The sequence below is a fragment of the Paraliomyxa miuraensis genome (genome assembly GCF_026337845.1).
GTDB classification, from domain to species: domain Bacteria; phylum Myxococcota_A; class Polyangia; order Nannocystales; family Nannocystaceae; genus Paraliomyxa; species Paraliomyxa miuraensis.
Genome location: NZ_JAOVZF010000164.1, coordinates 678,431 through 704,682, shown reverse-complemented (window position 1 = coordinate 704,682; position 26,252 = coordinate 678,431). Strand labels below are relative to the sequence as shown.

22 protein-coding genes are annotated in these 26,252 nt (G+C 67.1%); 11 read left to right on the top strand and 11 right to left on the bottom strand.

Translation table 11 applies throughout. The features are described 5' to 3' along the window. Positions 1 to 85 precede the first annotated feature (85 nt). Together OEB96_RS45985 and OEB96_RS45980 are read left to right on the top strand one after the other, a co-directional pair. The gene (locus tag OEB96_RS45985) at positions 86 to 1,363 is read left to right on the top strand and encodes a hypothetical protein (RefSeq protein ID WP_266223373.1); all 1,278 of its coding nucleotides are present in this window, start codon (positions 86 to 88) and stop codon (positions 1,361 to 1,363) included. A gap of 77 nt (positions 1,364 to 1,440) precedes the next feature. Beyond that, the gene (locus tag OEB96_RS45980; protein ID WP_266223372.1) at positions 1,441 to 2,772 is read left to right on the top strand and encodes a hypothetical protein; all 1,332 of its coding nucleotides are present in this window, start codon (positions 1,441 to 1,443) and stop codon (positions 2,770 to 2,772) included. Between the two features lie 4 nt (positions 2,773 to 2,776). Here OEB96_RS45980 and OEB96_RS45975 read toward each other — a convergent pair whose 3' ends face one another. The 7 genes from OEB96_RS45975 to ftsW form a co-directional block, all read right to left on the bottom strand. Beyond that, the gene (locus OEB96_RS45975) at positions 2,777 to 3,817 is read right to left on the bottom strand and encodes an NAD-dependent epimerase/dehydratase family protein (RefSeq protein ID WP_266223371.1); all 1,041 of its coding nucleotides are present in this window, start codon (positions 3,815 to 3,817) and stop codon (positions 2,777 to 2,779) included. Beyond that, complete coding sequence (locus OEB96_RS45970; RefSeq protein WP_266223370.1) at positions 3,814 to 4,692, bottom strand: lysophospholipid acyltransferase family protein; 879 nt, start codon at positions 4,690 to 4,692, stop codon at positions 3,814 to 3,816. The genes OEB96_RS45975 and OEB96_RS45970 overlap by 4 nt, the downstream gene beginning before the upstream one ends. A 62-nt stretch (positions 4,693 to 4,754) precedes the next feature. After that, positions 4,755 to 5,081, bottom strand: a complete 327-nt coding sequence (locus OEB96_RS45965; protein ID WP_266223369.1) for a hypothetical protein — start codon at positions 5,079 to 5,081, stop codon at positions 4,755 to 4,757. 24 nt (positions 5,082 to 5,105) lie between these two features. Then, positions 5,106 to 7,190, bottom strand: coding sequence for a thioredoxin domain-containing protein (locus OEB96_RS45960; protein ID WP_266223368.1), 2,085 nt, complete (start codon positions 7,188 to 7,190; stop codon positions 5,106 to 5,108). A 118-nt stretch (positions 7,191 to 7,308) separates the two neighbouring features. After that, positions 7,309 to 7,842, bottom strand: a complete 534-nt coding sequence (locus OEB96_RS45955; protein WP_266223367.1) for a hypothetical protein — start codon at positions 7,840 to 7,842, stop codon at positions 7,309 to 7,311. Between the two features lie 123 nt (positions 7,843 to 7,965). Continuing rightward, positions 7,966 to 8,736 carry a helix-turn-helix domain-containing protein gene (locus tag OEB96_RS45950; RefSeq protein ID WP_266223366.1) on the bottom strand — a complete coding sequence of 257 codons (771 nt, stop codon included), beginning with the start codon at positions 8,734 to 8,736 and terminating at the stop codon, positions 7,966 to 7,968. A gap of 274 nt (positions 8,737 to 9,010) precedes the next feature. Next, positions 9,011 to 10,300, bottom strand: a complete 1,290-nt coding sequence (ftsW, locus tag OEB96_RS45945) for a putative lipid II flippase FtsW (RefSeq protein WP_266223365.1) — start codon at positions 10,298 to 10,300, stop codon at positions 9,011 to 9,013. A gap of 209 nt (positions 10,301 to 10,509) precedes the next feature. Between ftsW and OEB96_RS45940 the strand changes: the two genes are divergently transcribed. The 3 genes from OEB96_RS45940 to OEB96_RS45930 all read left to right on the top strand — a co-directional run bounded on the left by OEB96_RS45940 (position 10,510) and on the right by OEB96_RS45930 (position 13,565). Then, entirely contained in the window at positions 10,510 to 11,880 is a 1,371-nt protein-coding gene (locus tag OEB96_RS45940; protein ID WP_266223364.1) for an AAA family ATPase, read from the top strand. Then, positions 11,880 to 12,461: a hypothetical protein gene (locus OEB96_RS45935; protein WP_266223363.1), complete on the top strand. Its 582-nt coding sequence runs from the start codon at positions 11,880 to 11,882 to the stop codon at positions 12,459 to 12,461. The genes OEB96_RS45940 and OEB96_RS45935 overlap by 1 nt, the downstream gene beginning before the upstream one ends. Before the next feature lie 393 nt (positions 12,462 to 12,854). Continuing rightward, the gene (locus tag OEB96_RS45930) at positions 12,855 to 13,565 is read left to right on the top strand and encodes a hypothetical protein (RefSeq protein WP_266223362.1); all 711 of its coding nucleotides are present in this window, start codon (positions 12,855 to 12,857) and stop codon (positions 13,563 to 13,565) included. A gap of 91 nt (positions 13,566 to 13,656) precedes the next feature. On the opposite strand, the gene OEB96_RS45925 is transcribed toward OEB96_RS45930, so the two are convergent. The 3 genes from OEB96_RS45925 to OEB96_RS45915 are packed head-to-tail and all read right to left on the bottom strand — an operon-like array spanning position 13,657 to position 17,137. Further along, positions 13,657 to 15,018 carry an ATP-grasp domain-containing protein gene (locus OEB96_RS45925; protein WP_266223361.1) on the bottom strand — a complete coding sequence of 454 codons (1,362 nt, stop codon included), beginning with the start codon at positions 15,016 to 15,018 and terminating at the stop codon, positions 13,657 to 13,659. 5 nt (positions 15,019 to 15,023) lie between these two features. Further along, on the bottom strand, positions 15,024 to 16,160 hold the full coding sequence (locus OEB96_RS45920; RefSeq protein WP_266223360.1) for an alpha/beta hydrolase: 1,137 nt from the start codon (positions 16,158 to 16,160) through the stop codon (positions 15,024 to 15,026). After that, complete coding sequence (locus OEB96_RS45915; protein ID WP_266223359.1) at positions 16,157 to 17,137, bottom strand: Type 1 glutamine amidotransferase-like domain-containing protein; 981 nt, start codon at positions 17,135 to 17,137, stop codon at positions 16,157 to 16,159. The genes OEB96_RS45920 and OEB96_RS45915 overlap by 4 nt, the downstream gene beginning before the upstream one ends. A 139-nt stretch (positions 17,138 to 17,276) precedes the next feature. Here OEB96_RS45915 and OEB96_RS45910 point away from each other — a divergent pair, with 139 nt between their 5' ends. Continuing rightward, positions 17,277 to 18,497, top strand: a complete 1,221-nt coding sequence (locus OEB96_RS45910; RefSeq protein WP_266223358.1) for an ATP-grasp domain-containing protein — start codon at positions 17,277 to 17,279, stop codon at positions 18,495 to 18,497. A 48-nt stretch (positions 18,498 to 18,545) separates the two neighbouring features. Beyond that, positions 18,546 to 19,193 carry a hypothetical protein gene (locus tag OEB96_RS45905; RefSeq protein WP_266223357.1) on the top strand — a complete coding sequence of 216 codons (648 nt, stop codon included), beginning with the start codon at positions 18,546 to 18,548 and terminating at the stop codon, positions 19,191 to 19,193. Between the two features lie 643 nt (positions 19,194 to 19,836). On the opposite strand, the gene OEB96_RS45900 is transcribed toward OEB96_RS45905, so the two are convergent. Further along, entirely contained in the window at positions 19,837 to 21,585 is a 1,749-nt protein-coding gene (locus OEB96_RS45900) for a hypothetical protein (RefSeq protein ID WP_266223356.1), read from the bottom strand. A 687-nt stretch (positions 21,586 to 22,272) separates the two neighbouring features. Between OEB96_RS45900 and OEB96_RS45895 the strand changes: the two genes are divergently transcribed. The 4 genes from OEB96_RS45895 to OEB96_RS45880 all read left to right on the top strand — a co-directional run bounded on the left by OEB96_RS45895 (position 22,273) and on the right by OEB96_RS45880 (position 26,243). Further along, complete coding sequence (locus tag OEB96_RS45895; RefSeq protein ID WP_266223355.1) at positions 22,273 to 23,532, top strand: AAA family ATPase; 1,260 nt, start codon at positions 22,273 to 22,275, stop codon at positions 23,530 to 23,532. 6 nt (positions 23,533 to 23,538) lie between these two features. Then, positions 23,539 to 24,165 (top strand): RloB family protein, encoded by a 627-nt coding sequence (locus OEB96_RS45890; RefSeq protein WP_266223354.1) that lies wholly within the window; start codon positions 23,539 to 23,541, stop codon positions 24,163 to 24,165. Between the two features lie 155 nt (positions 24,166 to 24,320). Beyond that, on the top strand, positions 24,321 to 24,998 hold the full coding sequence (locus OEB96_RS45885; RefSeq protein ID WP_266223353.1) for a hypothetical protein: 678 nt from the start codon (positions 24,321 to 24,323) through the stop codon (positions 24,996 to 24,998). A gap of 27 nt (positions 24,999 to 25,025) precedes the next feature. Continuing rightward, the gene (locus OEB96_RS45880; RefSeq protein ID WP_266223352.1) at positions 25,026 to 26,243 is read left to right on the top strand and encodes an ATP-grasp domain-containing protein; all 1,218 of its coding nucleotides are present in this window, start codon (positions 25,026 to 25,028) and stop codon (positions 26,241 to 26,243) included. The last annotated feature ends 9 nt before the right edge of the window (positions 26,244 to 26,252 follow it).

Below are 26,252 nucleotides of genomic sequence, written 5' to 3'. Positions count from 1 at the left end.
CTTCCGCCACCGGTTCCCGTTGCCGCGGTCGGTCGCCCCCGGTTGACCCTGGGCACCGCGTCCCATACCGCCTAGAATTGGTGGCATGCGCTGGACCTTGATCTCCTTGACGAGCCTCGGCCTGCTGGTGCCGGGCTGTGGCGACGATACGAGCCCCATCATCCCCATGTCCCCCATGGCCACGGACTCGAGCACCACGGCGGGCGAAACGACCGTTGGTGATCCCGACTCCACCGGCGACACGGCCGACTCGACCTCGGGCGAGACCGCGGCCGTCGACAGCTCGGGCAGCACCGGCCCGGGCTTCGAATGCGGCGACGACGTGGTCGAGGGCGACGAGGTCTGCGACGGCACCGAGCTCGGCGAGGAGACCTGCCTGACCCAGGGCTTCGACGGCGGAGATCTGGCCTGCCTGGCCGACTGCTCGGGCTACGACACCCGCGGGTGCTTGCTCGCCGTGTGCGGCGACGGCATCGCGGTGGGCAGCGAGCTGTGCGACGGTCGGGACACCGCCGAGTCCACCTGCGAGACGGAGGGCTTCGACAACGGAGCGCTGCTGTGCATGGAGGACTGCGCCTCGTTCGACACCAGCGGCTGTGGCATCTGCGGCAACAACCAGGTCGACGGCGCCGAGGCCTGCGACGGCGTGTGGCTGCAGGGGCAGGATTGCTTCACTCAGGGCTTCGACAGCGGCACCATCGCCTGCGGGGTCGACTGCCTCGCGTACGACACCAGCGGCTGCGGCCTGTGTGGCAACGGCATCACCGACGGCGAGGAGGTGTGCGACGGGGCCGACGTGGGCGGGGTCACCTGCAACTCGCTGGGCTTCGCCGCCATGGGCAACCCGACCTGCCTGACCGCGTGCGATGCCGTCGACGTCTATACCTGCGGCGTGATGCAGTACGACGTGAGCACGCCCATCTCCAGCGCCGGCTCGATCAACCGCTTCCGCGGCAACGGCTACGTCGCCGACGGCAACGGCGTGCTCGTGGACTTCAGCATGTATCTCAACCTGCCGGCCGCCTGCAACGTGGACTTCTACGTGTTCGAGTCCACCATGCCCACGGGCGCGCCCCTCACTCAGGTCGCTCGCTCCACCGTCAACGCAGGGCCGGGCACCGACTACGTCATGGCCGGCATCCCGCTCGTGCCGATCACCACTGGCATGTACTACGTGCTGGGGGCGGGGACCAGCTGCAACGCTCTCTTCTACTGGGAGATCTCGGTGGGTACCGATGTCGGGGTCGGCATCGCCAACAACAACCGCTGGGACAACGCCTATCCCGGGCCTTCCGACATGTACGTGCCGCCCAACACCGGGACCAACAACATCTACGTGCAGCAGGTGTTCTTCGGCGACTGACCCCGCTCGAGCCCGGGCGCTTCTACTTCAACGCATTTCGGGTTCTCGCGTCGGGCCGGCCCGGCTATGGTTTCGGCATGCGCTGGACCTCGAGTTCCTTGGTGAGCCTTGGCCTCCTCGGCCTTGGCTGTGGTGACGACGCTCTGGTGGGAGAGACGACGGGCCCCGTGTTCACCACCGGCGTCAGCGCCTCGACCGGCGATCCCGTCACCGCCAGCTCGGTCACCATCGATCCCTCGGCCGACTCGGGGTCGAGCGATACCAACCCCACTGGTGGTCCCACCGGCACCACCCAGGCCGACACCACCGGCACGCCCGCCGACTCCTCCACTGGCCCCACCATCCAGTGTGGTGACGACGTGGCCGAGGGTGACGAGATCTGCGACGGCACCGACCTCGGAGCCGAGACCTGCGAGTCCCAGGGCTTCGCGAGCGGTGAGCTGGCCTGCCTGCCCGATTGCTCCGGCTACGACACCCGTGCGTGCACCGTGCCCGTGTGCGGCAACGCAGCGGCCGAGGGCGACGAGATCTGCGATGGCGTCGATCTGCTCGGGGCCACGTGTCGGTCGCAGGGCTTCGACAGCGGCACCATCTCGTGCGAGAACGACTGCTCCGCCCTCGACACCAGCGAGTGTGGCACCTGCGGCAACGTGATCGTCGACGGCGACGAGGTCTGCGACGACATCGTGCTGTTCGGCCAGACCTGCATCACCCAGGGCTACGAGCACGGGGATCTCGGCTGCGCGCCCGACTGTCTCTCGTACGACACCAGCGGCTGCGGCCTGTGTGGCGACGGCGCGGTGGGTGGCGCCGAGGAGTGCGACGGGGGCGACCTCGGCGGAGCGAGCTGCGTGTCGCTGGGCGCCGACGGGGGCGTGCTCGGCTGCGCCGCCGATTGCACCTTCGACACCGTCGCCTGCGACTTCCCCTTCACCATCTACGACGTCAGCGCGCCCAACACCAGCTCGACCCAGAACACCTACTTCCGCGGTCACGGCTACACCGCCGACGGCCCCGGCACGCTGATCGACTTCGAGGTCTACCTGGGCCTTGCCGCGGCCTGCAACCTCGACTTCTACGTCCACGAGGCGCCCGGCTTCGGCGGCCCCTACACCCAGGTGCAGCGCACCACCGTCGCCGCCGGCCCCGGCACCCAGTACTACGCCGCGGGTCTGTCTCCGGTGCCCGTGATCGCCGGCAACTACTACATCCTCGGCGTGGCGTGGAACTGCTCGGCCACCTACTACTGGGACGGCACCGGTGCCTACGCCGGGGTCGATGCGGGCATCGGCATCTTCAACGTGAGCCACTGGGACAACGGCTATCCCGGGGCATCGGATCTCTACGTGCCGCCCAACACCGGGACCGGCAACACCGTCTACGTGCACCGGGTGACGTTCGCCGGGTGACGCCCTACTCCAGCTCGTCGCCCTGCCGCCCCAGCGCCAGCACCTTGTGTGCATGCGCTCGGAACATGCGCTCGAACTTGCCGTCGTCGAGCACCAGGCTGTAGTAGAGGCGCTTGGGGTGGAAGCCGGCGTGGTAGCGGGTCATGCCCAGCACGCGCTGCACCCGGTTGGCCAGCTTGAGCGCGGGCCCGGGCACGCGCACGGGCTTGATGCCTCGCTCCTCGAGGAAGCGGCTGAGCGGACCGATGGTGCTGCCCGCCACGTTGAACAGGCCCTTGCCGTGCAGGAAGATCGCCAGCATCAGATCCCGCGCCAGCCGCTCCTTGGTGGTGGGGTTGACCATGGGATCGAAGCCCACCGGCAGCACCGGAGGGTTGCTCTCGAACAGCAGGTTGATGCCCGAGATCACCCCGCCCCCGAACACCCCGCTGGGGCGGATCACCATCACCTCGCACTTGGGGCTGTCCATCTTGGCGCGACAGATGAACTCGGCGTCGAGGGTGTCGCGCAAGATCGGGTGCCCGTCGGGGTCGAGGTTGAGCTCGGCGTCCTCGCGCACCTTGAAGTCGTTGCGGGGCCCGAGCTTGTAGACCGCATCGCTCGACAAGAAGATGTACTTGCCCACCCCGTGGCGCAGGCTGGCCTCGAGCAGGTGCTGCGCCGCGTTGACGTTGAACTCGTGGCTCTGGAAGTCGTAGCCGTGCGGGTTGCCCTGGAACGCCAGGTGCAGCACGGTGTCGAACGGGTGCCCGCGAAAGCGATCGAGCAGGAACAGGTTGTCCACCTGGCGCCGACGGCTGAGGTCGGCCGAGGCGAACACGAAGCGCTCGGGATCGCAGCCCAGCAGGGTGGGGGGGCACGCGCCCCGGTCCACCCCCATCACCACCTCGACGTCGGGATCGGCGATCAGCCGCTCGATGAGGTGCACCGCCACGCGCCGCCGGGCGCCCGCGATGAAGATGCGGCGACGGCCCGCTCGCAGCGTGCCGGGCTCGTGGACCTCGTCGTTGGCCAGCTCCACGGGGGGCCTGCCGGATCGGCTCATCTGGGCGCTCCTTGGTGCTCGCGACGCACCTCTTGGCCGTGGCGCAGCAGCTCCGCCACCGCGTCCTGCACCCGCTCGACTTCGTGTCGCCGCACGTCGATGCTGCGCAGCGCGTCGGGGTCGATGTGCAGCGGCTCGCCGTAGTGGATGAAGTAGCGCGAAGGCCGGGGCAGCAGGCCCAGCGGGCCCAGCCACGGGAACGTGGTGGTGATGGGGAAGTACGGCAGCCGCAGCGCGCGGGCCAGCGGCTGCAGGTCGGCCACCATCGTCTGCTGCTCCTCGGCGCCCACCAGCCCGAACGGCAGCACGGGCACCCGGTGGCGCGCCGCCAGCTCCACGTGGCCGTGGGTGAACGGATGGAGCTGATAGCGCTGCTCGGCCGTCTTGCCCAGCGCGGCCGCGCCCTCGGGGAAGATGCCCACGAGGTGACCCTCCTCGATGAGGCCGTCGAAGTTGCGGCGGGTCCCGGGCATCTGCCCCACCCCGCGAAAGAACGCGCCCACGAACGGCACCTGGTAGACGAAGTAGTCGACCATGTAGCGCACCAGTCGGGGAGGCTCGGTGTAGCGGAACACGTCGGCCGCCACCATCATGCCGTCGAACGGCAGCACGCCGCTGTGGTTGCCCACCACCACGCCGCCCCCCTGCTTGGGGATGTGCTCGTGGCCGCCCGAGACCACGCGGAAGTAGTGGCGGTGGAGCCAGTAGCCCAGCGCATAGCCGAAGCCGAGCAGCTCGCGGCGGGTGCCGAACACGTCGGTGCCAAAGCCCACGTCGGCCACGGGGTAGGCCTGCACGCGGTCCCACTCGCTGTCGGGCAGGAGCGGTCGCAGCAGCTCCATGGACAAACGCTTGGACCGCAGCAGCGGAGGCATGAGAGGTCTCGTCGGGGCGAAGGGTCGGCGGGCGGTCGGGAACGAAGATCAGACGAAGATCATCAGTAGCGTAGGGGAGGTTTGCCGTGATCGACTCGCGTGTTGCGTCGCTCGAGGCGCAGGGCCCAGTCCTCGGAGGAGACCGGGATCACATAGACGGTGGGCCACACGAAGCGGCGGTCGGTGGCGCCCATGCGCCGCGCCCAGTACTCCACGTCGACCACCTGGTAGGGAGTGTCGTCGATGACCACGATCTCGTGCATGCGGGGCACGAACTGCGCCCCCTCGGTGGTCTCGGTGCGGAACAGCAGGCGTCCCTCGCAGGCATACTCGACGTAGGGCATCGGCGGTGGACGTCGATGGTAGCGCCCGGCGTCCCAATTGGCCACGGGCTCGAGTGGCTCGTGGGGACCCTACGCGCTCAGCTCGGCCCGCAGTGCCTCGGGGTCGTGCACCGGGGCCTTGCAGGTCTGCTGCCGGCACACGACGGCGCTGGCGCTGGAGTCGACCGCGAAGCTCAGGCTCACCGCTTGCCGCAGGCGCAGCCGCTGCCCTCGTACCTGGGCCGCCAGTGCGCGCACTTGCGGATCCTGGGGCGATGGTCCACGCACCGTCACGTGCGTGGCCTCGGGGCCGGCATGGCGCGCCGCGCTCAGCAGGCTCGCATAGCCGAACGGCTGCGCGGTGGCGCCCACGAAGCGCCTTGGCACCGCCTCGACCACGTCGTCGATGCCCTCGGGCGCGGCGCCGCAGGCCCGCAGCCGCAGCAGCAGCTCCATCATCACCCCCAGCCCCGAGGGGATCGGCCCGTCGTGCTGGCTCTCCATGCGATCGACGAGCGTCTCGGCGTCGTCGGCGGTGATGTAGAAGCCGTCGCGCTCGGGGCGAAGGTGGTGCCGCACGGCGTGCTCCGCCAGCGTGCGGGCACGCTCGAGGGCGCTCGGCTCGAGCGTCAGCTCGTGCAGGTCGAGGCACGCGCGACCGAGGTAGGCCACGTCCTCGAGCACGCCCCGCGTGTGGATCTTGCCCTCGAACGCTGCCCGCAGGACTCGACCGTCGGCGTCGACGTGGTGCGCGAGCAGGTGTGCGAGGCAGGTCGTGGCCAGCTGCTCGCAGCGCTCGGCCAGCGCGCGGTCGCCCCGGGCCGCGAGCGCCGCGGCGGTGCGGCCCAGGCCGCTGACGAGCAGCGCGTTCCAGCTGGTGAGGATCTTGTCGTCGCGATGCGGAGGCACCCGGCGGTAGCGGTGCTCGAGCAGCGCCGTGCGGGCCCGGCCGAGCCGCTCGTCGAGCTCGCGGCGCGACAGCTCCAGCTCCGCCGCGCGCTCGTCGAGGGATTGCTCGAGCAGGTTGAGGATCGACCAGCCGTGCTCGAAGTTGCCGCGCTCGGTCACCCCGTAGACGGTGCAGAACGTGGACGCGAGCGCTTCGTCGCCCAGCACCTGCCCAACCTCGGCGGGTGTCCAGCAGAAGTACTTGCCCTCGTGACCCTCGCTGTCGGCATCGGTGGCCGCGTAGAACGTGCTGTCGGCCGTGCGCATGTCCGCCTCGAGGTAGTCGATGGTCTCCACCACCACGCGGTGCAGGTGCTCGCGCTCGGGGTGCAGCGCGCTCGCCTCGGCGTAGAGCGGCAAGAGCTGCGCGTTGTCGTAGAGCATCTTCTCGAAGTGCGGCGTGAGCCACACTCGATCGACGCTGTAGCGGGCAAAGCCGCCGCGGAGGTGATCGTAGATCCCACCGCGGTACATTCGCTCGAGCACCAGGGCCAGGGCTCGGCGCGCTCCGGTGACCACCGCGTCGGTGCTCGCGTCGGCCTCGCCGCGGTCCAGCGCCGCAAACAGCTCGAGCGCGGTGGGGTTGGGGAACTTGGGCTGGCGGCCCAGCCCGCCGTGCTCGTCGTCCACGCGCGACAGCAGGCGATCGACCCCCAGCCGCAGCGCGGCGGGATCCTCGAGCGGCGGATCGCCGGCCGCGAGCTCGGCCTCCTGGTCGATCTGCTGCGCGAGCGCGCCAAAGCCCTCCATGAAGCTCGTGGTGTGCTTGGTCACCCGCTCCTTGTCGTGGTGATAGAGGTCGTGGATCGCCTCGAGCAGCTGGGTGAAGCTCGGGCGCCCGTAGCGGGGCGTCGGCGGGAAGTAGGTGCCGCCGTAGAACGGCTCCTGGTCGGGGGTGAGGAACACGGTCAGCGGCCAGCCTCCGCCCTCGCCCATCAGCTGCACCACGCGCTGGTAGATCGCATCGATGTCGGGTCGCTCCTCGCGATCGACCTTGATGTTGATGAAGCGCTCGTTCATCGACGCGGCCACCGCCTCGTCCTCGAACGACTCGTGGGCCATCACGTGGCACCAGTGGCACGAGCTATAGCCGACCGACAGCAGGATCGGCTTGTCCTCGTCCTTGGCCCGCTGTAGCGCCTGGGGACCCCACTCGTACCAGTCGACCGGGTTGTCGGCGTGCTGCCGGAGGTAGGGGCTGGTCGAGTGGGCGAGGCGATTGGGCATGGTGCGGCCGCGATTGCGTCCTACCACGGTTCGGCGCGACTCGGCACGGTTCGGTGGCGGTGGGCGCGAGCGGAAGGAGCGGCGTCGGCCCGCGCGCTCGCTCGCGTCGGCCCGCGCCTCACCCTCGATCGAGCGAGAGCGGGGGCGTCAGCTCGAGGTCGGCCGGCAGGGGATCGAGCGCCGACAGCAGCTCGGCGAACGAGCGCAGGTTGGCCAGGAGCGCCTGGGTGGCCATGCGCAGCGCCGAGCGTAGCGCCGGGGTGACGGGCTGCCTCGAGCCCATGCGTGCGCCCGTGCCCAGGTGAGCGTAGGCGAGCTGGATCGGGCGCCGGGCCCGGAGCACCGCGAGCACGGCCCGCACGCTCAGGTGATGACCGGACTCGAGCAGCAGCTCGTAGAGCGCATCGACGAACGGCTCGCTCGTGCCGAGCAGCGCTCCCATGGAGCCCACGGTGTTCGTGTGGACCAGCTCGGCATCGATCGACTCGAGCAGGGTGAGGAGCGAAGTGGTGAGCGAGACCGCGGAGTCGTGGGTGCCCGCATCGGTGAACGCCACGGCCAGGTCGTGGGCGAAGGCCACGTCGATGAGGGCATACACGCCGTCGAGCAGATCGAGGCCCTGGTCGGCGATGGTGGATTTCGGCGTGCTCATGGCAGCGCCGGCAGTAGAGCACTCGCGTGTCTCATCTACGTGAGACGAGGTGGCGGGCGAGAACGCGCCAACCCACTGGATTCGAGCCACGCGAGTCGCAGTCGCGCTCGCGTGAACACGCGCCTACTCGGCGGCTCGCGAGGCGACCGGGTCGGAACCGCCCGACCCCATCGTCGGAGGCATGGACCCGACGTCGATCGGTGGCTCGCGCCTGCCCCCACCCGTGGGATCCTCGTTGGAGGTGGGGCTCGAGGTCGGGCTGGAGACGCCCTCGACGACGTCGAGCCGATTGATCCCATGCTTCTTGAGCTTGCTCTGCAAGGTCGTGGGCTTGAGGTCGAGCAGCCGGGCGGCTCCGTCGCGTCCGTAGATCTTGCCGCTCGTGTGCTCGAGGGCGGCCAGCAGGTGCAGGCGCTCGGCCTTGCGCAAGGGCAGCAGCGTCGTGCCCAGCGGTGACGCCTCCTCGAGCCGGCGAGCCACCGTCAGCGCTGCGGCCAGGCCATGGCCGGCCGCGGTGGCGGCCGCGGCGTCGGCATCGGAGTAGGCCTTGCCCACCAGCACCAGCGCGCCCAGGGCCTCGTTTCCGCATCGCAAGGGGATCACCAGGCCGGCGTTCGCGTGGGAGGGCATGGCCTCGCCGCCGAGCAACGCCTGGGCCGAGCACCGGAGCGGCGTCCCATCGTCGAGCGCCTGCTGGATCTCGGGATGGTGAGCGAGGTCGATGGGCTGGGGCATCTCGAGCAGCGAGGCCAGCGACCCCACGGTCGAGCGGGCCTCGAGCCGGCCCTGCTTGAGATCGTAGATGGATGCGAGCTCACAGCTCACGATGGCTTTGATGCAGTGGAGCGTCGTCCCCAGGACTCCGGCGAGCGCGTCCGCATGGTCGGTCTTCATTGTTCGGCTCTTTCCCCGAGCGGTTAGCAACGATCCACCGATGTGCACGAACGGTGCCGCCGAAACGCCGATTCTTCGCCCATACGCCGGATCGGCCACGGGCGCCCGTACAACGAAGTTTCGGCGGGACGAGTCGATGCCGCAGCGGTGCGGCGTCTTGCCTCGGCGTGGCACGAAGTCTCGTGGCACCCGGGATCCGCGCATGGTCTCCTCCCCGCGCGAGGCCCTCGGACTCGGGAGTCAGGCGGGCTCGGGAGTCAGGCGGGGCCGGGGGTCAGGCGGGGCTGGGGCTCGCCTCGACGGGCCGTCGAATGTTGCGGGGTCGGGGCGGGCCTGCGCTGTGTCGTGGGCCGGGGGCATGGGTCGACTCGCGTCGTCGCCCGCGTTGGTCGCTCCAGCGCCAGGGGGCGGGGCGACGGGAGATCGACAGCAGGATGCCCACCGCCGCCATGCTGGCCAGCAGCGAGGAGCCGCCGTAGCTCAGGAACGGCAGGGTGATGCCCTTGGCGGGCACGACCTCGAGCACGACGGCCATGTTGACCAGCGCCTGGAGCCCGAACAGGGCGCTGAGGCCGGTGGCCAGGTAGGTGCCGAAGCGATCGCTGGCCTGTCGGGCGATGAGCAGGCCTCGCCACACGAGCAGGGCCACCAGCATCAGCACGATCGCGATCCCCAGCAGGCCCAGCTCTTCGCCGATGGTGGCGAGGATGAAGTCGGTGTGGTTCTCGGGGAGGAAGCCGAGCTTTTGTCGACCGTGGCCCAGGCCCAGGCCGAACGGACCGCCCGAGCCGATGGAGATCAGCGCCTGGTGCACCTGGTAGCCGTCGCCGGCCATGAACTCCTCGAGGCGGCCGCGACGGTAGTCGACCCCGATGATCTGCTGCCACACGATCGGGGCGGCCAGCATCACCGCTGCCACCACGTAGCTCAGCCGGGTGCCGGCCGTGAACAGCATGATGAGGGTGAGCGAGCCCAGCAGGATGGTCGTGCCCAGATCCTTCTCCAGCAGGACCATGAGCATGGTGAAGCCCGCGACGGCCACGACCGGCATGAAGCCGCGCTTGAACATGCGCACGCGCTCGCCCTGGCGCGCCAGGGTGGCGGCCAGGAAGATCGCCAGCGTGATCTTGGCCAGCTCGCTGGGTTGCAGGCCCACGGGTCCCACGCGGATCCAGCGACGGGCGCCGTTGATCTCCTGTCCCACGACGAGGACCACCAGGAGCATGGCGAGGGCCGCCAGCATCAGCTGGGGGGCGAAGCGTCGCAGCAAGCGGTAGTCGATGCGGGAGATCCCCAGCATCAGCACCACGCCCACCACCAGGAACGCGGCCTGGCGCTCGAGGAAGTACTCCCAGCTATGGAAGACCTCGTGGCCGAACCACGCGCCTGCGCTGTAGACCATCACCAGGCCCAGGCACGACAGAGCGATCGCGGCGAAGAACAGCCACGGGTCCATCGGCTGCGGACGCGCGGCCGAGCCGCGACGCTCGAAGATCGGGGAGGCGTCGTCCGGGGACTCGTCATCCCGGTCCGCCACGGGCGGGGCGAGGGGCGCTTCGCTCACGTTGGGAGGAGGTCAACACACATGGGGGCGGGGACGCGAGAAACGGGCGGATCGGGGGATCGGGCGGCCGGGGAGCGGGCCGGCGTCATGGTCGTGCGGTGGTGGGCCGAGTGGAGGTCGCACGGCGTTGGGGCTCGAGCAGGGACGAGGTTGGCTCGTGGGGAACTTGACGGGATTCGCGCAGTAAGTCCTACTCTGGTCGAACCGCCATGCTGCTGCGCGTCAAGAACCTCGGGCCGGTGAGGGAGGCCGAGCTCGACCTCGGCAAGCCCTTGATCGTGCTGACGGGGCCGAACAACTCGGGGAAGACGTACCTGGCGTGGGCGGCGTACTCCTTCGCGCGATTGGACCGCAGTCGAGTTCTGGCTCCACAGGGCTTGCGAGGCTGGGCGGAGCGCCTGCTCGCTTCGCCACAACGCTCGCTCGCGCTGGAGACCCTGTTCGAATGCCGTGGCGTTGCCCTGCAGGCCATGGCCGAAACCGTAGCGAATCAACTCGCCCGGGACTTTGCTGCGCCGCCGGACCGCTTCGAAGAGACGAGCTTCCAACTCGAATCCACCGCCGAGGAAGAGGCTGCGTTCCTGGCGCTCGACGGAAGGATCGTGACCCAGTACACCGGGAACAAGGAGATTTCCTTCGACATCCGTGAGGGACGGCTGCACCTGCTCGAGCGAGCGCGCGAGATCCAAGGCGAGGACGCAAAGCCCTGGGAGCCGGGTGCAACGGTCGATGACGTCGCCCAATTGGCGACGATGGTCTTGCTTGGCAAATTCTCCGAGCGAAGATACGTAGCGTTTCCAGTCGAGCGAATGGCCATCAATCTGTTTGCCCGGGAGCTAGCCGCGTCGAGCAGAGAATTGGTCGATGATCTCCTGAACGACGAAACCAGCGACGCCTCGCCGTCAGCGCGACTGGCGAAGCTGAGCAAGAGTGCCACACGATACCCACGAGCGATTCATGACGCCATCCAGCGGGCAATTCGTGGCCCCACAGTGGCAGAAACGAGTCGATACGTCGATCTTGCAGCAGAACTCGAGACAAGGGTGCTCGATGGAAGGGTCTCGCTGGACCTCGACGAGCCAAGGTTCGTCTCGAACCGAGACCCCAGGGAGAGGCGGCTTGGTCTCTATGAGTCTGCCTCAGTGGTGAAATCGCTCGTGAGTCTCGTGCTCTACCTCCGCCATGACGCCGCTCCGCGACAGCGCCTCGTGATCGACGAGCCCGAGCTCAACCTCCACCCCGACAACCAGCGCGGCATCACTAGAATCCTCGCCAAGGCCGTCAACCGCGGGCTCAAGATCATGATGAGCACACACAGCGATTACGTGATCCGCGAGCTCAACAACCTGGTCATGCTGAGTCAGGAGTCCGACGAGGCTCGCGAAGTCATGAACGAGCTCGGTTACCATCAAGATGAAGTGCTGAGCCGCGATACGATCGAAGCATACATGGTCAATGACGGCGTATGCAAGCGTCTCGAGATGACCAAGACCGGCTTCGAGTCCGAGACCATCGAGGTCGAGATCGATAAACTCAACCAAGACGCGCAGACGATCTACCTTCGCCTTTTCTGCGGCTAATGGTCACCGTACTGCAAGCGCTCAGGGAGTTGCTGGATCCGCGGGTCCTCCAAGAGGAGGACGGCCCTCTTGTGCTGCGCGAGAGACAACCGGGCGGTACGTTTCCCGATACGAAATTCAAGCAAACCGCAAGACACGAGATTGTCGTTCTTGGATTCGAGCCACGAAGTTATCACAATGGTCTCGAACTCGACGTCAATGAGTGGCTGTTTCCCCTGCTCGACACCAGGCGTGGCAAACCACCGATTTGCCGAAGTTGCGACTACATCGTGTTCTACATGCCCAGGGGGAGCCGCGAAGTCTTCGTGCTCTTGTTCGAGCTCAAGTCGGGCTCGACACACGGTGCACCTGCTCAGCTGAAGAACGGATGGCTGCTGGCACGCTACCTCATCGACGTCGTACGACTGCATGGGGACGCGGAGCCGTTTCCCGAACCGATCTACCGTGGGATCGTCTTGTCGAACGATGTGCTCAGGCGTAAAGGGCGGCAAAGAGCGGCGACTCGTTTGGAAGGAGGGGGGCTTCCCATCATGACAGAGCGAGCTGGAGGTGGCCTTCATTTGCACTCCTTTTGTATGTAGAGGCCCACGTTTCGGTGTGCGCGCGACAAAGACAAGGTTGCGGGCCGGATGGTTTGGCCACTGCGCATTCGGCTGGGCCGGCTCGGTGATCCGGTGTCACTACGACCCTACCGTCGTCGTGCCACGACCTCCCAGCCCGTACGAAACACCCTGAGAACCTCCGGGGAACGCTTCTCGCGGCCGGCGAGGCCGGAAGGCGCCCGAGTGTGGCGTCGTCGCTCGTCGGGTGATGACCTGCGCATGACGGCCAACCAGATCGTCGCGCAACCAGCCCTTCGTCGCTTGCCGACCTCGCTGGGTCGCCCATACCCAGGATGCATCGATGAATCCAAGCCTCGATCGGCCCGCTCGCATGAGCGAGGTGGCCGGCGAGCTTCGAACAGGAAACCAGTCATGTCGCTCATCCACGACTCCCACGATCCTCTTCCTTCCACCCTCCGATCCCGGGGCCTGCTGGCCGTCATCGGGGTCTCCGTGCTCGCGCTCGGTGCCTGTGATCCGGGCACCGACGACTTCGACGACCCCGAGCGAATGGCCGAGCTCGAAGACGCCGAGCTCGACGTCGACGAGGAGGCCGCGCTGGTCGATCCCGCATCGGCCTTGGAGCCCCTCGCGGACGACGAGCCCGTGCCCGACCTCGATCCGGACCTCGACCTCGTCGCGGTCCCCGACGTGCAGGCCTATTCATGGCAGAACTGGATCTCCGAGGAGACCCCGCCCTCCACCTGTCCCACCGGCCAGATCGTCACCGGCTTCGACTGCCGCAACGGCTGGTGCGACGACGTCCGCATCGAGTGCCACTCCTTCGGCGGCACCCTCGGCGGGAGCTGGTGGTCAGGCTGGATCTCCGAAGAGACACCCAACAACTTCCACCAGTGCCCGGGCACGCAGTACATCACCGGGGTGGCCTGCAGCGGCGGCTGGTGCGACAACCTCTCGTTCCAGTGTACCGACACCAGCTATGGCAAGTCCGGCTGCTACTGGACTCCTCCCTACTCGGAGGAGCAGCCGCCCTTCTACGCCCCGGGTGGCAAGGCGATCGCCGGCGTGTGGTGCCAGGGAAGCCGCTGCGACAACAAGCGCTACTGGGTCTGCACGCTCTGAGCCGGCCCCTGCGACGAGCCGGCGATGCCGGGTGCGGGCGATCCCTCGCACCCGCGCACCCGCATCGGCCGGCCGTGCCGGTAGCGCGGGATCAGGTCGCCTTCGCGCCCTCGACCGCGGTGGCCTCTTCGCCATCCTCGGCTTGCGCCTCGACCTCGGCCGCCTCCGCGTCCTTCGGCTCCTTGTCCGCCCGAAGCCGGCTCAGCCGATCCTCCTCGGTCTTCCTCCAGAACTGGATGAGCCCCCAGAAGTGCTCGGTGAACATCTCCACCTCGTGCGCGGGGAACAGCGCCTGCACCTTGGCGAGCACGTAGCCCTTGGCCTGCTGGGTGCCGAAGAACTCCCAGGCGACCTCGTTGAGGTGCCCGAGGTGCGTGTGGCAGAACTCGGTGAAGCGGTCCTGCTCCATGCGCTGACGGGCGATCTTGGCGTACTCGCGCAGGCGGTCGCGGTAGGGCAGGTCCTTCTTGGCGACCTCGAAGAACGGCTTCCAGTCGAGGTTGATCGGCATCTGGCGCTTGGTGGCCGCGCAGAAGATCGACCACCGCACCATGTTCTTGACCAGCTCGGGGAAGTGGTAGTGCAGCGAGGTGACCTGGAAGTCGGGGCACGCGTTGGCGAAGTCGATCGGGTGGAACACCCCGTCCTTGCGCAGCGACTCGCACGAGTTGAACTCCCAGTTGAAGAACGCGTTGATGGTGAGCGAGGTGTCGGTGAGCAGTGACCACTCCTCGCCGTCCACGAAGTGGAAGTCGACCTTGTAGCGGTCGTGCAGCGCGGCGCCGGGGTCGTACTTGACGATGTAGACCTGCGGCCCGATGCCGATGCCGCGCACGAACAGGTCGAAGGGATCGACCGCCTTCTGCAGGTGCATCACCCGGCTGCCGCTGCCCTCGTAGGCCTCGCGCAGCTTCTTCTCGTCGTCGATCCGGGAGACCCCCACCCACGCGCCGCCGTCGTAGGGCTTCATGAACATGGGGTAGCCGAGCTGCTCTCCCACCGCCCCCAGATCGAACAGCCGCGCGTAGCGCTTGAGGGTGGTGCCCGCGTCGGCGTGGTCGGTGGGATCCTTGGGAGGGATGAGCCAGGTCTCGGGCACGGGCATGCCCAGCCGCATCATCGCGCAGTAGGAGGTGTGCTTCTCCATCGACTGCAGCGACCACGGGTTGTTGAGCACGTAGAGGCCGTCCATGATGACCGCCTTCTTGATCCACTCGCGGCTGGTGTGGAACCAGTGCGTGAGGCGGTCGAGCACCACGTCGTACTTGCAAGGCTGCTTGAGATCGAAGGGCTCGACGGTGATGCGCTCGATGGCGAACCGAACGGCTTCGCCGCCGATGGGCAGCTCGAGCTTCAGGCGGTCGACGATCTGCTCGTAGCAGGCGGGCCAGCAAAGGTCGGCCCCGAGCGAGAGGCCGATGCTGCGGGTGGCCGGGGTGAGGTCGGCGGTCATGGGCATCATTCGTAAACCATCCACAGGGGCCCCGGGAACAGCCACGACAAACCGGACTGCAGGCGGTCCCGCCAGTTCTCCCAGTTGTGACCGTCGCGCACCCACTCGTAACGGACCCCCATCCCGGTGGTCTGGAGCAGGGGCACCAGGGAGCGGTTCTCGTAGATGAGCGACTCGTACATCCCGCAGCTGAGGTAGACTCGCTCGCTGGGGCGGCCGGGCGCCTCCCGAAAGGCGTTGACGAACTCGACCACGCGGTCGAAGGCCGGGCCCCGCTTGTGGTGGCCGATGTCGGTGAAGGCGAACGAGCCCGACTGGAGCAGCAAACGACCGAATTTACCGGGGTGCCGCCAGGCAGTGGCCAGGGAGGCGACCGCCCCGAAGCTGGCTCCCATCAGGCAGCGGTTGCGGGCGTCGGGCATCAGCGGGTAGAGCCGCTCGAGCTCGGGCAGCAGCTCGTTGGCGATCATGGTGCTGTGGCGAGGGTCGTCGGGGTATTCGACGAGCCGGTCGCCCGGATGGGTGAGGGCCGCAATCAGGGGGGCGACCTCCAGGCGGTGGATGAGGTTGTCGAGGACCTCCTTGAGGGCCGCGTAGCGCAGGTAGTCGCCCCCGTCGTGGACCACCAACAGCGGGTAGCGGCGCGAAGGCCGGAATCGCGCGGGGAGGTACATGGTGACCCGCCGGGGCTCACCAAAGGGAGTCTCGGTGAGCCATAGCTCCTCGAGGCGGCCCGTACGGGTCTCGGGATCCGGAAGGGACCATGCCGGTCGGGCATAGCCCTCGCCCTGGGCCACCGAGTTGGCACCAAAGGGATCGTGCGCCAGGTGCGGGTTGAAGGGGTCGCGGATCCACTCGTGGTGGCCGTTGCGGATGACCTCGAGCTTGTACTCGACCCGGGATCCCGGCGGCATCTCGTGGACGTGGAACCACAGATCGGTGTCGTAGGCCCGCTCGAACGGCTGCGACGACTCGAGCCCGTAGATCCAGTGCCGCAGGTTGACCGCATCGGCGTGGCCCCGGAACACGAAGGTGGCACGGCCGCCCTCGACCAGGGGGAAACCATGGCTCCGGAGGAACGCGTCGATGGCGCCCTCGTCGGGCCGGCCCTGCTCGAGGAAGGCATGGATGGCCGGCTTCATGAGCGGGCCTCCTGCGCCACGGGTTCCTTGGATTCGGGGAGGTCGGCGATGCACTCGACGTCGCCCGAGGGCAGGAGCTGCCGGGTGCTGGGGCCGGCCGACCACTCGCGACCGTTCCACACCGCCCGGTCGCCCTCGTCGAGGGCCACGCAGCGGTCGGGCTTGAAGCGGCGGGCGAACAGCGAGACCCGCTCGCGGTCGTCGAGCCGGAGGCGACGGCGGGCGTGGGGCAGGACCACGATGCCGGGGAGCAGGCCCAGCCCATGGCCGAGCAGCTCGGCGTTGCCCGGTCCTTGCGGGGGGCTGTCGTGGAACAGGACCACGCGCTCGGTGATCGCCATGGCTCCTGCCGACCAGGCGAACACGGGGAGGGGGCGCGGCAGCGAGGCCAAGAGGGTGTCGAGCTGGAACAGCCGCATCCGATTGAGCAGCGAGGCCACGTGTCCCCCCGCGATGAGCAGCGCGAAGCACTCGCCGAGGATCGATCGCAGCTCTCGGTAGTGCTCGTCGACCGCGGGGCGGCTCGCCGGGTGGTAGGTCAGCTCGAACTGGCGCTGCACCTTGCGGGTGCGGGCCAGGTGCTGCTTGTCGACCAGGCGCAGGGCCAGGACCGCGGCCTCGCGCTCGGCCTCCACCAGGTCGCTGGGGGCGGGCGCCTGCGCCAGCTCGCGGGCGGCATCGAGGGCGTGGGCCAGGCGGCCGCGGTAGAGGTCTTGGAGGTGGCGCAGGGTGTCCTGCTTGGCGCGGTGGGCCTGGAACAGCTCGGGGTCGCGGCCGAACACGTCGTCGCTGCGGGCATGCAACCGCAGGTTCACGCAGCGGTGACCGAGGAATTCCTGGAGCTCGTCGTCCTCGGCTTCGCGCTCCTGCCAGCCGGCGGTGATGGTGGCGAGCTGCCCGGGGATGCCCCAGCGCGACAGCTCCTGGTCGATGGTGGGGGCAAGCCGCTGGGGGCCGAGCAAGACGCCTAGGGTCATGGTGCGTGCGTGGGGTCGTGAAGACCGCTTGTCGGACGGGTCCCTCGCGGATACAAGGGAATCCGCCTTTTAGCCAATCCGCTGCGGCGGGGGCAAGGGCCCTCTGCCGCGCCGTCGTCACCCGCGGACCTGGATCACCATGCACGTCCTCTTCGTTGCCCCCCACTTTCCCGCCTACCAGCGGCAATTCGTTCGCTCCCTCAAGTCGGTGGGGGCTCGCATCACCGGGATCGGCGAGGCCGACCCTGCGCACCTGCCTGGTGAGCTCAAGGAGTGGCTCGATGGGTACGAGAGGGTGGGCAACGTGTGCGACGAGCAGGCGCTACTGGACGCGGTGCGCCGCGTCCAGCGTCGGGGCTGGGTGGATCGCCTCGAGGCCACGATCGAGGCGCACATCTTGCCGACGGCGCGGGTGCGCGAGGCGGCGACGATCCCCGGCCTCACCGTCAAGCAGGCGCTCTTGTGCCGCGACAAGCCGATGATGAAGGAGTTCCTGCGCGAGCACGGGATCCCGTGTGCGCGCAGCATGGGCACCGCGTCGGTGGACGAGGCCGAGCAGTTCGTGCGGGAGGTCGGGTATCCGATCATCATCAAGCCGCGCGCGGCGGCCGGGGCCGCGGGGACCTATCGGGCGAACAATGACGCGCAGCTGGCTCATGCGCTGCGGGAGTCGGGCGTGGGGGCCGGCGGCTCGGTGGCGCTCGAGGAGTTCATCGAGGGGCACGAGGGGTTCTACGACACCATGTGCATCGGCGGGGAGGTGCTGCACGAGTTCATCTCGCACTACTACCCCAACGTGCTCGAGGCGATGCGGACGCGGTGGATCTCGCCGCAGATCGCGGTGACCAATCGGATCGATGCGTCGGGGTACGATGAGCTCAAGAAGCTCGGGCGGGATGTGATCCAGGCGATGGAGCTGGGGACGGTGGCCACGCACATGGAGTGGTTCTACGGGCCCAAGGGATTGAAGTTCTCGGAGATCGGTGCGCGGCCGCCCGGGGTGGGGGCTTGGGATCTCTACTGTGCGGCGAACGAGTTCGATCTCTATCGGGAGTGGGCGCATGCGATCGTGCATCGCAAGGGCTCGCAGCGGCCGTCGCGAAAGTATGCGGCGGGGATGATCGCGCTGCGACCGAGCGCCGACGGGAGGATCCACGGGTACTCCGGCGTGGACGCGATGCAGGGGAAGTTCGGGAAGTGGGTGATCGATGCCCACCTGCCGCCGGCCGGGACGCCCACGCAGCCGGTGGATGCCGGGTTCATGGCGAACGCCTGGGTGAGGCTGCGGCATCCGGACTACGATGTGCTGCGGGAGATGATGGATGAGATCGGACGGACGCTGAAGGTGCACGCGGGGTAGGGAGGCGGCGGCGGCCGCCGGCGCTCCGGCCGACGAAAGAGAGGCACGATGCCAGACAGCAAGATGCAGAACGCACTTACCGACATTGATAGAGTATTGGCGTACAAGCCTGCGATCTCCGAAGGGTCTGGTCGCAACCATGAGCGCTCAGTCCTCATTTGCCAATGCATAGAACGGTGGGCTCCGGCTCAGAGCGCCTATCGGAGAAAGGCTCGGGAACACCTCGAAGATCGCGCGGGCGCCTACAGCCCGCATCTCTTCGAGGCCATACTCCAAGCTCTCCGTGCTGATATCGTGGCCGGGCAGCTATTGGATTTCGAAGCTCTCGTACATGCCAACCTCTTCTCCGACTTCCTCTCTCAAGCGGAGAACCTCAACGCGCAGGGATATAGAAGAGCAGCCGCCGTAGTCGCTGGAGGCTCATTGGAGGAACATATTCGGCAATTGGCGCGACGGAACGGTATTGCCGTTCTTTCGAGCCGCGGAAAACCTAGGGAAGCCTCCGCGCTGAACGCGGATCTGTATTCTTCCGCAAACGCCTACACCAAGGCTACTCATGCCCAGATAGATGCTTGGCAGAAGACTAGAAACGCAGCGGCACACGGGGAGGCCAACTTCGAGGTGAGCTACACTGATGCTGAGGTGAGGCGAATGATCGACGGAGTTCGCGACTTCATCATGAAGTACCCTGGGTAGATTAGGAGTCGTGTGGGACGATGTGCAGGCGTTGCGCCTCGGGCACGCGACACGCATAGCCCGTCCCGTACACATGAGCATGATGGACATGCACCCTGTGGGTTCGCGGACATCGAGATCGAACGTGCGCGTGTGGCTCAATAGTCCGGATGATCGCAACAGCACTGATAGAGGCTGAACGAACCTTCGCCGGAAAATAGAAGTGGAGTATCGCAGGATCCTTCGATGTGCTCGACGGCTGCCCTGACCTCCGGGGTGCTCTCCCCACAGATGCTGAGCGCTTCGAACTCGGTTCCGGGGTATCCAAACGCAGTGGCACCCTCACAACCGTTCGCGGCGCAGACAACGCCCGCTCCCACGCCCTCGCAGACCTCCTTGCACGTTCGTTCGGGGCTCGACTCGATCACGCACTCCATGGGTGTAGGGCTGCACTCGTCGTCGATGCATCGGCCGATGCCCAACGCGCCCGCACATGAACGATCGCCACACGATAGCGGGCACGAACCTTCGTCGCAGCCCCCCGCGGCAACGTCGGGCTGCATGGGATCTTCTCCGTGATCGCCCTCGATGTGTGGCCCGCACGCGGCGGTGACGAGAACGAGCAGGTAAGACTGCACTACGTACGGATTCATGGTTGGTCTCCTCATGAAAATTCCGCCGGTTGTGTCGGAAAGGCGCGGGGGGCAGCAATTATCTCTCCCCAGTGTACGTCGGTCGTAGCCGATAGCCCTGCTTCTGCAGGGCCAATGATCGTGGCGGGTTCACTCGCGACGAGCGCGCCCGACGCTAGGTCGAGCTCGATCTTCACCAGGACGATGGATCCTTGTCCCATGTCCTCGCCGGGTACACCGATCACCATCGCCTTGTCGCGCTCGATCTGCATGGCACCCACGGCTCGCCCAAATTCATCGTTGGGATCATCGTCGTCGGGAACCACCAAAGTCTGCTGTTCGAAGAAATTTCCGAGAGGCGTGCTCAGGCCCATGTTACTGCCTGGAACCAGGTGCACCTGTCCACCACCGTGCCCCGGCGCCCCGATTGCGAGATCGTGAAAACCACCATTGTCGAAGGCGTACCCGACCAGGGCTGCGCCGAACCGATCTCCCGGCGCACGAGCGCCGGGAAGCCCATCCTCCCCTGGACGCAAGATCGGGCCGAGGACCGCCAGGCTGCTTGGATCACCATAGAAGATCTGCACCTCTCCACGAGAGCCGTCCTCATTGGGTGTACCGATGGCCAAGTCCCAGCATGACCAAGGCACCTCCGCGTCCACCCGTCGGCCGTTGAAGTTGCCCACGGTAAGAACCTCGCCGAATCGATCTCCCGCCTCGGGTGTTCCCTCGCTCCCGAACATGCCTTGAGTGAGCACGAGCGAGCCTTCTATCCCGATCCCCATTGGGCCGCCACGGAAGACATAGACCGCCCCTGCGTCTTCGATGAGCTGGCCGTTGCCGATGGCCAAGTCGGCACCCGGAGCACCAACTGCGAGATCATCGTAGCCATCGCATGAGAAGTCGGCGACGACCATGGAACGGCCGAACTCCTCGGTAGGGAAGCCACCCGCCAGCGTACGCAATCTGGGGCGTAGAGCGCCCGTTTCGACGGAGCGGTCACAGATCTGCTCTCCCGTGAGCACGCCGTCGCCGTAACTCGACAACCAAAGTCGGTAGGACGAGACGTCGTAGACATGGACCCCACCGCTGCCATTCCAAAATGGGGCTCCGATCGCCAGCGATTCCGATGAGTTCAGACGCCAAAGGTGAGCACTCTCGATATTGGCGAACTCGAAGACCCCAACGCCGAGCGACGCACCGTAGGCAGTTCCGATCTCGTCCCCGGTGGGCACCAGACTTCCTGGCGAGCTGGCAAAGCTGGCACAGCTCAGGCAGTCACGGTACTGTGCAATCATGCCATTGCTGTCCTCGGCTCGGGGCGCCGAGATGACCGGGATGTTCAGGTAGTCGAGGTAGTCTGCACCGAGATTCTCGCTGTACCAGGCGAAGGCACGCCCGAAGGACCGGTTGGCTGCATGTTGCCACGCAAAACGATGAGTAGGGCTCTCGCAAAGAACCGATGATGCGCCCTCGATGATGCTGGCGTGATACTGTGGATTCGTCACCAACCCTTGCCCGGGTTCCGACGCGAGCACGGATGCTAGCCCGACTCGCGCTGCACCATCCACAGAGGCCGAGGGCGCGCCAACCAGCAACGAGAACCGATCCCCGAACAATGGCAAGCGGAAGGTCCCTTCGCCGAGCCCATCATCGAGGATTGGCGGGGGCGGTGCAGTAGGGCCCTTGCCGGTATCGAGCACGGGGTCACCGTCATCCGCCGGGGCGACGCAAGCGGATTCCACGGTGAGTAGTATGACTCGCGAAATCGCGACGGCCATGCCTCCGGATTTCATGGTCGATGGTCGATGTTGGACTTGGGCCTTCGAAATGTCAATCGTTCTGTGAGCGGCGATGGGCTGCGGTGGGCGGATCTCGGTGTCGCGGCTCAGACCGGTGGAGAGGGACCATTGGGGTCCATCGCATGGCCGAGTCGATTCGAGAAGGATGAGCACGTGATTCGGGCGTAGGAGCCTGCTCATTCCCCGGTCTGTCTCCCGTAGGACATGCTGCTGATCGTGTCGACGCTCGGCGGCATCGCGTGCAGCGGTGAGGGCTGGCGGCCAACTCGCCGGAGGCTCCGGCCGAGCTTGGCGCCAGGACGGTGTGGCACCGAGATGGTGGGTGAGATCGAGCGGACACTGAAGGTCCACGCGGGACAGGGCTCGGCCCACTGTGATCTAGTGTGCAGGCAAGCGCTACCACCGGATGGGGTGCCGACGGTGTTCGTGGAGAGCAGGCTTCAACCCGACTCGGCCGCGGAACGGGAGTTGACCACGTTGGACGAGGCTTACGACAGAGGTGACGTGACCGAGGGCCGGACAAGCAAGCGGCCACGGGGACAAAGGCGGCGCTGCTGGCTCTCGATGGCCGGCGGGGAGGCTGGAATCGGCGATTTTAGGCGACTTCGCGCAGCTCTCTTGCGGAAATCGCCATGAGATTCCATCCTGGATTCAAACGGGGCTCCGATGCTCATCGAATTCCGGGTGGAAAACCACCGCTCGCTCAGAGACGAGCAGGTGCTGACCCTCGAGGCAGGTCGAGTGGGGGATGCGGATGATCCGCGTCCTCGCGCCGTCGAGGGACATGGCACCGCGCTGCTCCCTACGACCGCACTGTATGGCGCCAACGCGAGCGGTAAGAGCAATGTGCTCGACGCGTTAGTGTGGATGCAGGACGCCGTGTCGAGCTCGCACCGTAGATGGGATCCCGCGGGCGGAGTTCGGCGCGACCCATTTGCGTGGGGGGAGCATGCAGCTCGTCCGTCATTGTTCGAGGTGGTGTTCATCAGTGAAGGCGTGCGCCATCAGTATGGCTTTGTCGTCGACGACGAGCGTTTCCTAGAGGAGTGGCTCTACGTTTGGCCGCACGGACGCCGCCAGGTGTGGTTTGAGCGCGAGGGCATGGAATTCAAGTTCGGTGACCATCTGCGCGGTGAGAACCGTCTCATCGAAGCGGTCACGCGGCACAATGCTCTGTTCCTCTCGGTGGCAGCTCAACACCGCCACGAACAGTTGGGGCCAGTCTACCAGTGGTTCGGTTCGATTCGTGGGGACATCTCGGATTCATCCGTCGTGGAGTGGCTGTCGTCCCTACTGCCTCCCCCACCAGGTCGGCACGTTTCCATATTCGAGCGGGTCGAGCCTGACAGGGCAAAGCTAGCTGTCCTGGATGCGGTGAAAGAGTTGTTGCGCGCTGCCGATCTTGGAATCGTTGACGTTCGTCAGCGCGATGTGGCCAATTCCAGGTGGTTGCGCAGGTCACAGGAGATCCAGATCTTGTTGCGGCACAACAGCGAGCATGAGGATGCGTGGTTAACGCTCGAGCAAGAATCTGATGGCACCAGGACATTGCTCGGGCTCGCCCGACCCATGCTCCAGGCGCTGGCCAGGGGTGGTCTAGTCGTCGTCGACGAACTCGAAGGCAGCCTGCATCCTTTGCTGGCCTCGCGGCTCTTGCAACTGTTCAACGACCCTGCGACCAATCCACGCAACGCACAGCTGCTGTTCTCGACGCACGATACCAACTTGCTCGGCACGGCCATGGGTGAGCCGATCCTGCGCCGCGACCAAGTCTGGCTCACGGAGAAGAACCCTCAGGGAGCCACGGTGCTCTATCCGCTCACGGACTACAAGCCACGGAAGTCCGAGAACCTCGAGCGCGGCTATCTGCAGGGACGCTACGGGGCGATTCCCTTCCTCGGCGACCTCGCCGGGCGAGTTGGGTAGGCAAGCGTGGTCAGCAAGCGCCGTCATCGTCAGCGCCGCGCGGCTCGTGGTGAGCCCAGGCGCCGACCACACAAGCGCTTCTTGGTGCTGTGCGAGGGCAAGAACACCGAGCCCCAGTACATCAAGGGTTTCAAGCGCTGGTGTCGCAATCCCCTGGTCGATGTGGAGATCGCTCCCGATCACGGGGTTCCACGCACCCTCGTCGAGCGAGCACGTGATCTGGCGAAGGAGGCCAAGGAGCGAGCTCGACGCGAGCAGGACGACAACCTCTCCTACGACGAGGTCTGGTGCGTCTTCGACCGCGACGAGCACCCCCATGTCGACGACGCATGCCAGATGGCAAGGGACAACGACATCGAGATCGCCCTGTCCAATCCGTGCTTCGAGCTATGGCTACTGTTGCACTTCCGCGAGAGCCCTGGCTTGCAGAACCGCTGGGATGTGGTGCGCATGTTGAAGAAGTTCGTGCCTGGGTATGACAAGCACGTGGACTTCGATGTCTACGCGAGCGGCTACGAGGCAGCGGTGGTACGTGCTCGACGCCTCGACGAGGCGGCTCGGACCGATGGTGAGGAGGACCGCAACCCGACCACTGGTGTCCATCGTATGACCGAGTCGATTCGTGAGGGATGAGCATGCGATGCGGGAGGAGCCCGTGCCGTGTCCATGGCGGACCGCCATGGGGAGCGAGCGTCGCTCATCCGAACGGCGAATCGGTTCGATTGCGGTGGCGCTCATGACCACGCTCGCCCGGGGCGTGTACCATCGACGGCATGATGCGACGCGGCGTGGTTCTTCCTGGTTTCCTGGCCCTGTGCGTGGCGATGCTGGCCTGCAACAAGACCAACCCCGATGCCACCGTCGAGCCCACGCCCGAGACCACGCTGCCGCCGACCGAGCACGCGGGTGACGACGAGCCCGAGCAAGCCACGCCCTCGGACGAGGACGAAGCGCGCGAGCGGGCCCGCAACGCGCCGCCGCCGGCGGGCCTGGCCGCGGGGGTGATCGCCGACTTCGAGAGCGGCGAGCTGCGCTCGGAGTTCGGCGCGGGCTGGCAGCTGGCCACCGATGCGATGCAGGGCGGGGCATCCAAGGTGAAGCTCTCGGTGGAGAACGGCGCGATGAAGATGGTGGGCACCATCGACGAGGGCTCGCTGCCCGACGCCTGGGCGGGCGCGATGTTCTTTCCCGGCGACCAGGCCATGCGCCCGGCCAACCTCGACTCCAAGCCCACGCTGATGTTCCAGGCCCGCGGCGACGGACCGCTGATGGTGATGGTGTTCGCCGAGCAGCTCGGCACCACGCCGGCCAAGACGCAGGTGGAGATCGGCGAGGAGTGGGCCAAGTACGAGGTGGACCTGCGCACGCTGGTGGCCGAGCCCTACGACGTGACCGCAATCTTCTTCGGCGGACCGCCCCGGGCGGGCCAGTTCGAAGTCCACGTGGACGACGTGCGGTTGCGGTAGGATGGCCCGCGCTTTGCGGAGCCCCCCATGAAGGTCCTGTTCCTCTCCCCTCACTACCCCGAGGAGATGCTCGACTTCACCCGCGGCCTGGCCGAGGTGGGAGCGAAGGTCTATGGCGTTGGCGACATGCCGGTCGAGGCGCTGCCCGCCCGGGTCAGGCCGTATCTGCACGACTACGTTCGCTTGCCCAACTTCATGGACGAGGGCCACGCGGTGGGGCCGTTGGTGGACATCGCTCGCAAGATCGGCGCCGACCGGGTGGAGACGCTGTGGGAGCCGCTGGTGCTGCTCGCGGCCCGCGTGCGCGACGAGCTCGGGATGCCCGGGATGAGCCGGCACACCGTGCTGGGCTTTCGCGACAAGCCGATCATGAAGGCGCGGCTGGTGGCGGCCGGGGTGCGAGTGCCCCGCTTCGGCCGCGCCGACTCGGTGGCGGGCGTGCTGCAGGCGGCGCGGGAGATCGGCTACCCGGTGGTGCTCAAGCCAGTGGCCGGGGCGGGCTCGGCCGACACCTGGCGCGTGGACGACGAGGACCAGGCCCGGGCCAAGCTGGCGACCATGGGCCACGTGCCCGAGGTGAGCATCGAGGAGTTCATCGAGGGCACCGAGTTCACCTACGACGCGGTGGCCGTCGAGGGCGAGCCGGTGTTCGAGAGCGTGACCCAGTACCACCCGCCGCCGATCCAGGGGCGCTCGCAGGAGTGGATCAGCCCCGCACAGATCACCCTGCGAGATCCCTACATTCCGGCGACGCAGGTGGGCATCGCGCTGGGGCGACAGGTGCTGCAGACGCTGAAGATGGGCACCGGGTTCGCCCACATGGAGTGGTTCAAGAACCGCCGCGGCGAGGCGGTATTCAGCGAGATCGCGTGTCGCAGCGGCGGCGGTCGCTTGATGGACGCGATCAACTTCGCCAACGACATCGACGTGTACCGCGAGTGGGCGCGGGCGGTGTGCTGGCACGCGTTCGAGGCGACGCCGCAGCGCAAGTACCACGTGGCCGCGGTGTTCAAGCGGGCGCAGGGGCAGGGGAGGATCACCCGCATCGAGGGCCTCGATCGCGTGCGCCAGCGCTGCGGCCCCGGGCTGGTGGTGGAGGACCTGCTGCCCGTGGGGCACCCGCGGCGCAACTGGAAGCAGACGCTGATCGGCGACGGCTACGTGATGATGCGCAGCGTGGACTACCGCGACGTGTGCGAGATGCGGGACACGGCCGTGAACGCGCTGCGCATCCATGCCGGGTAGGAGTGAGCT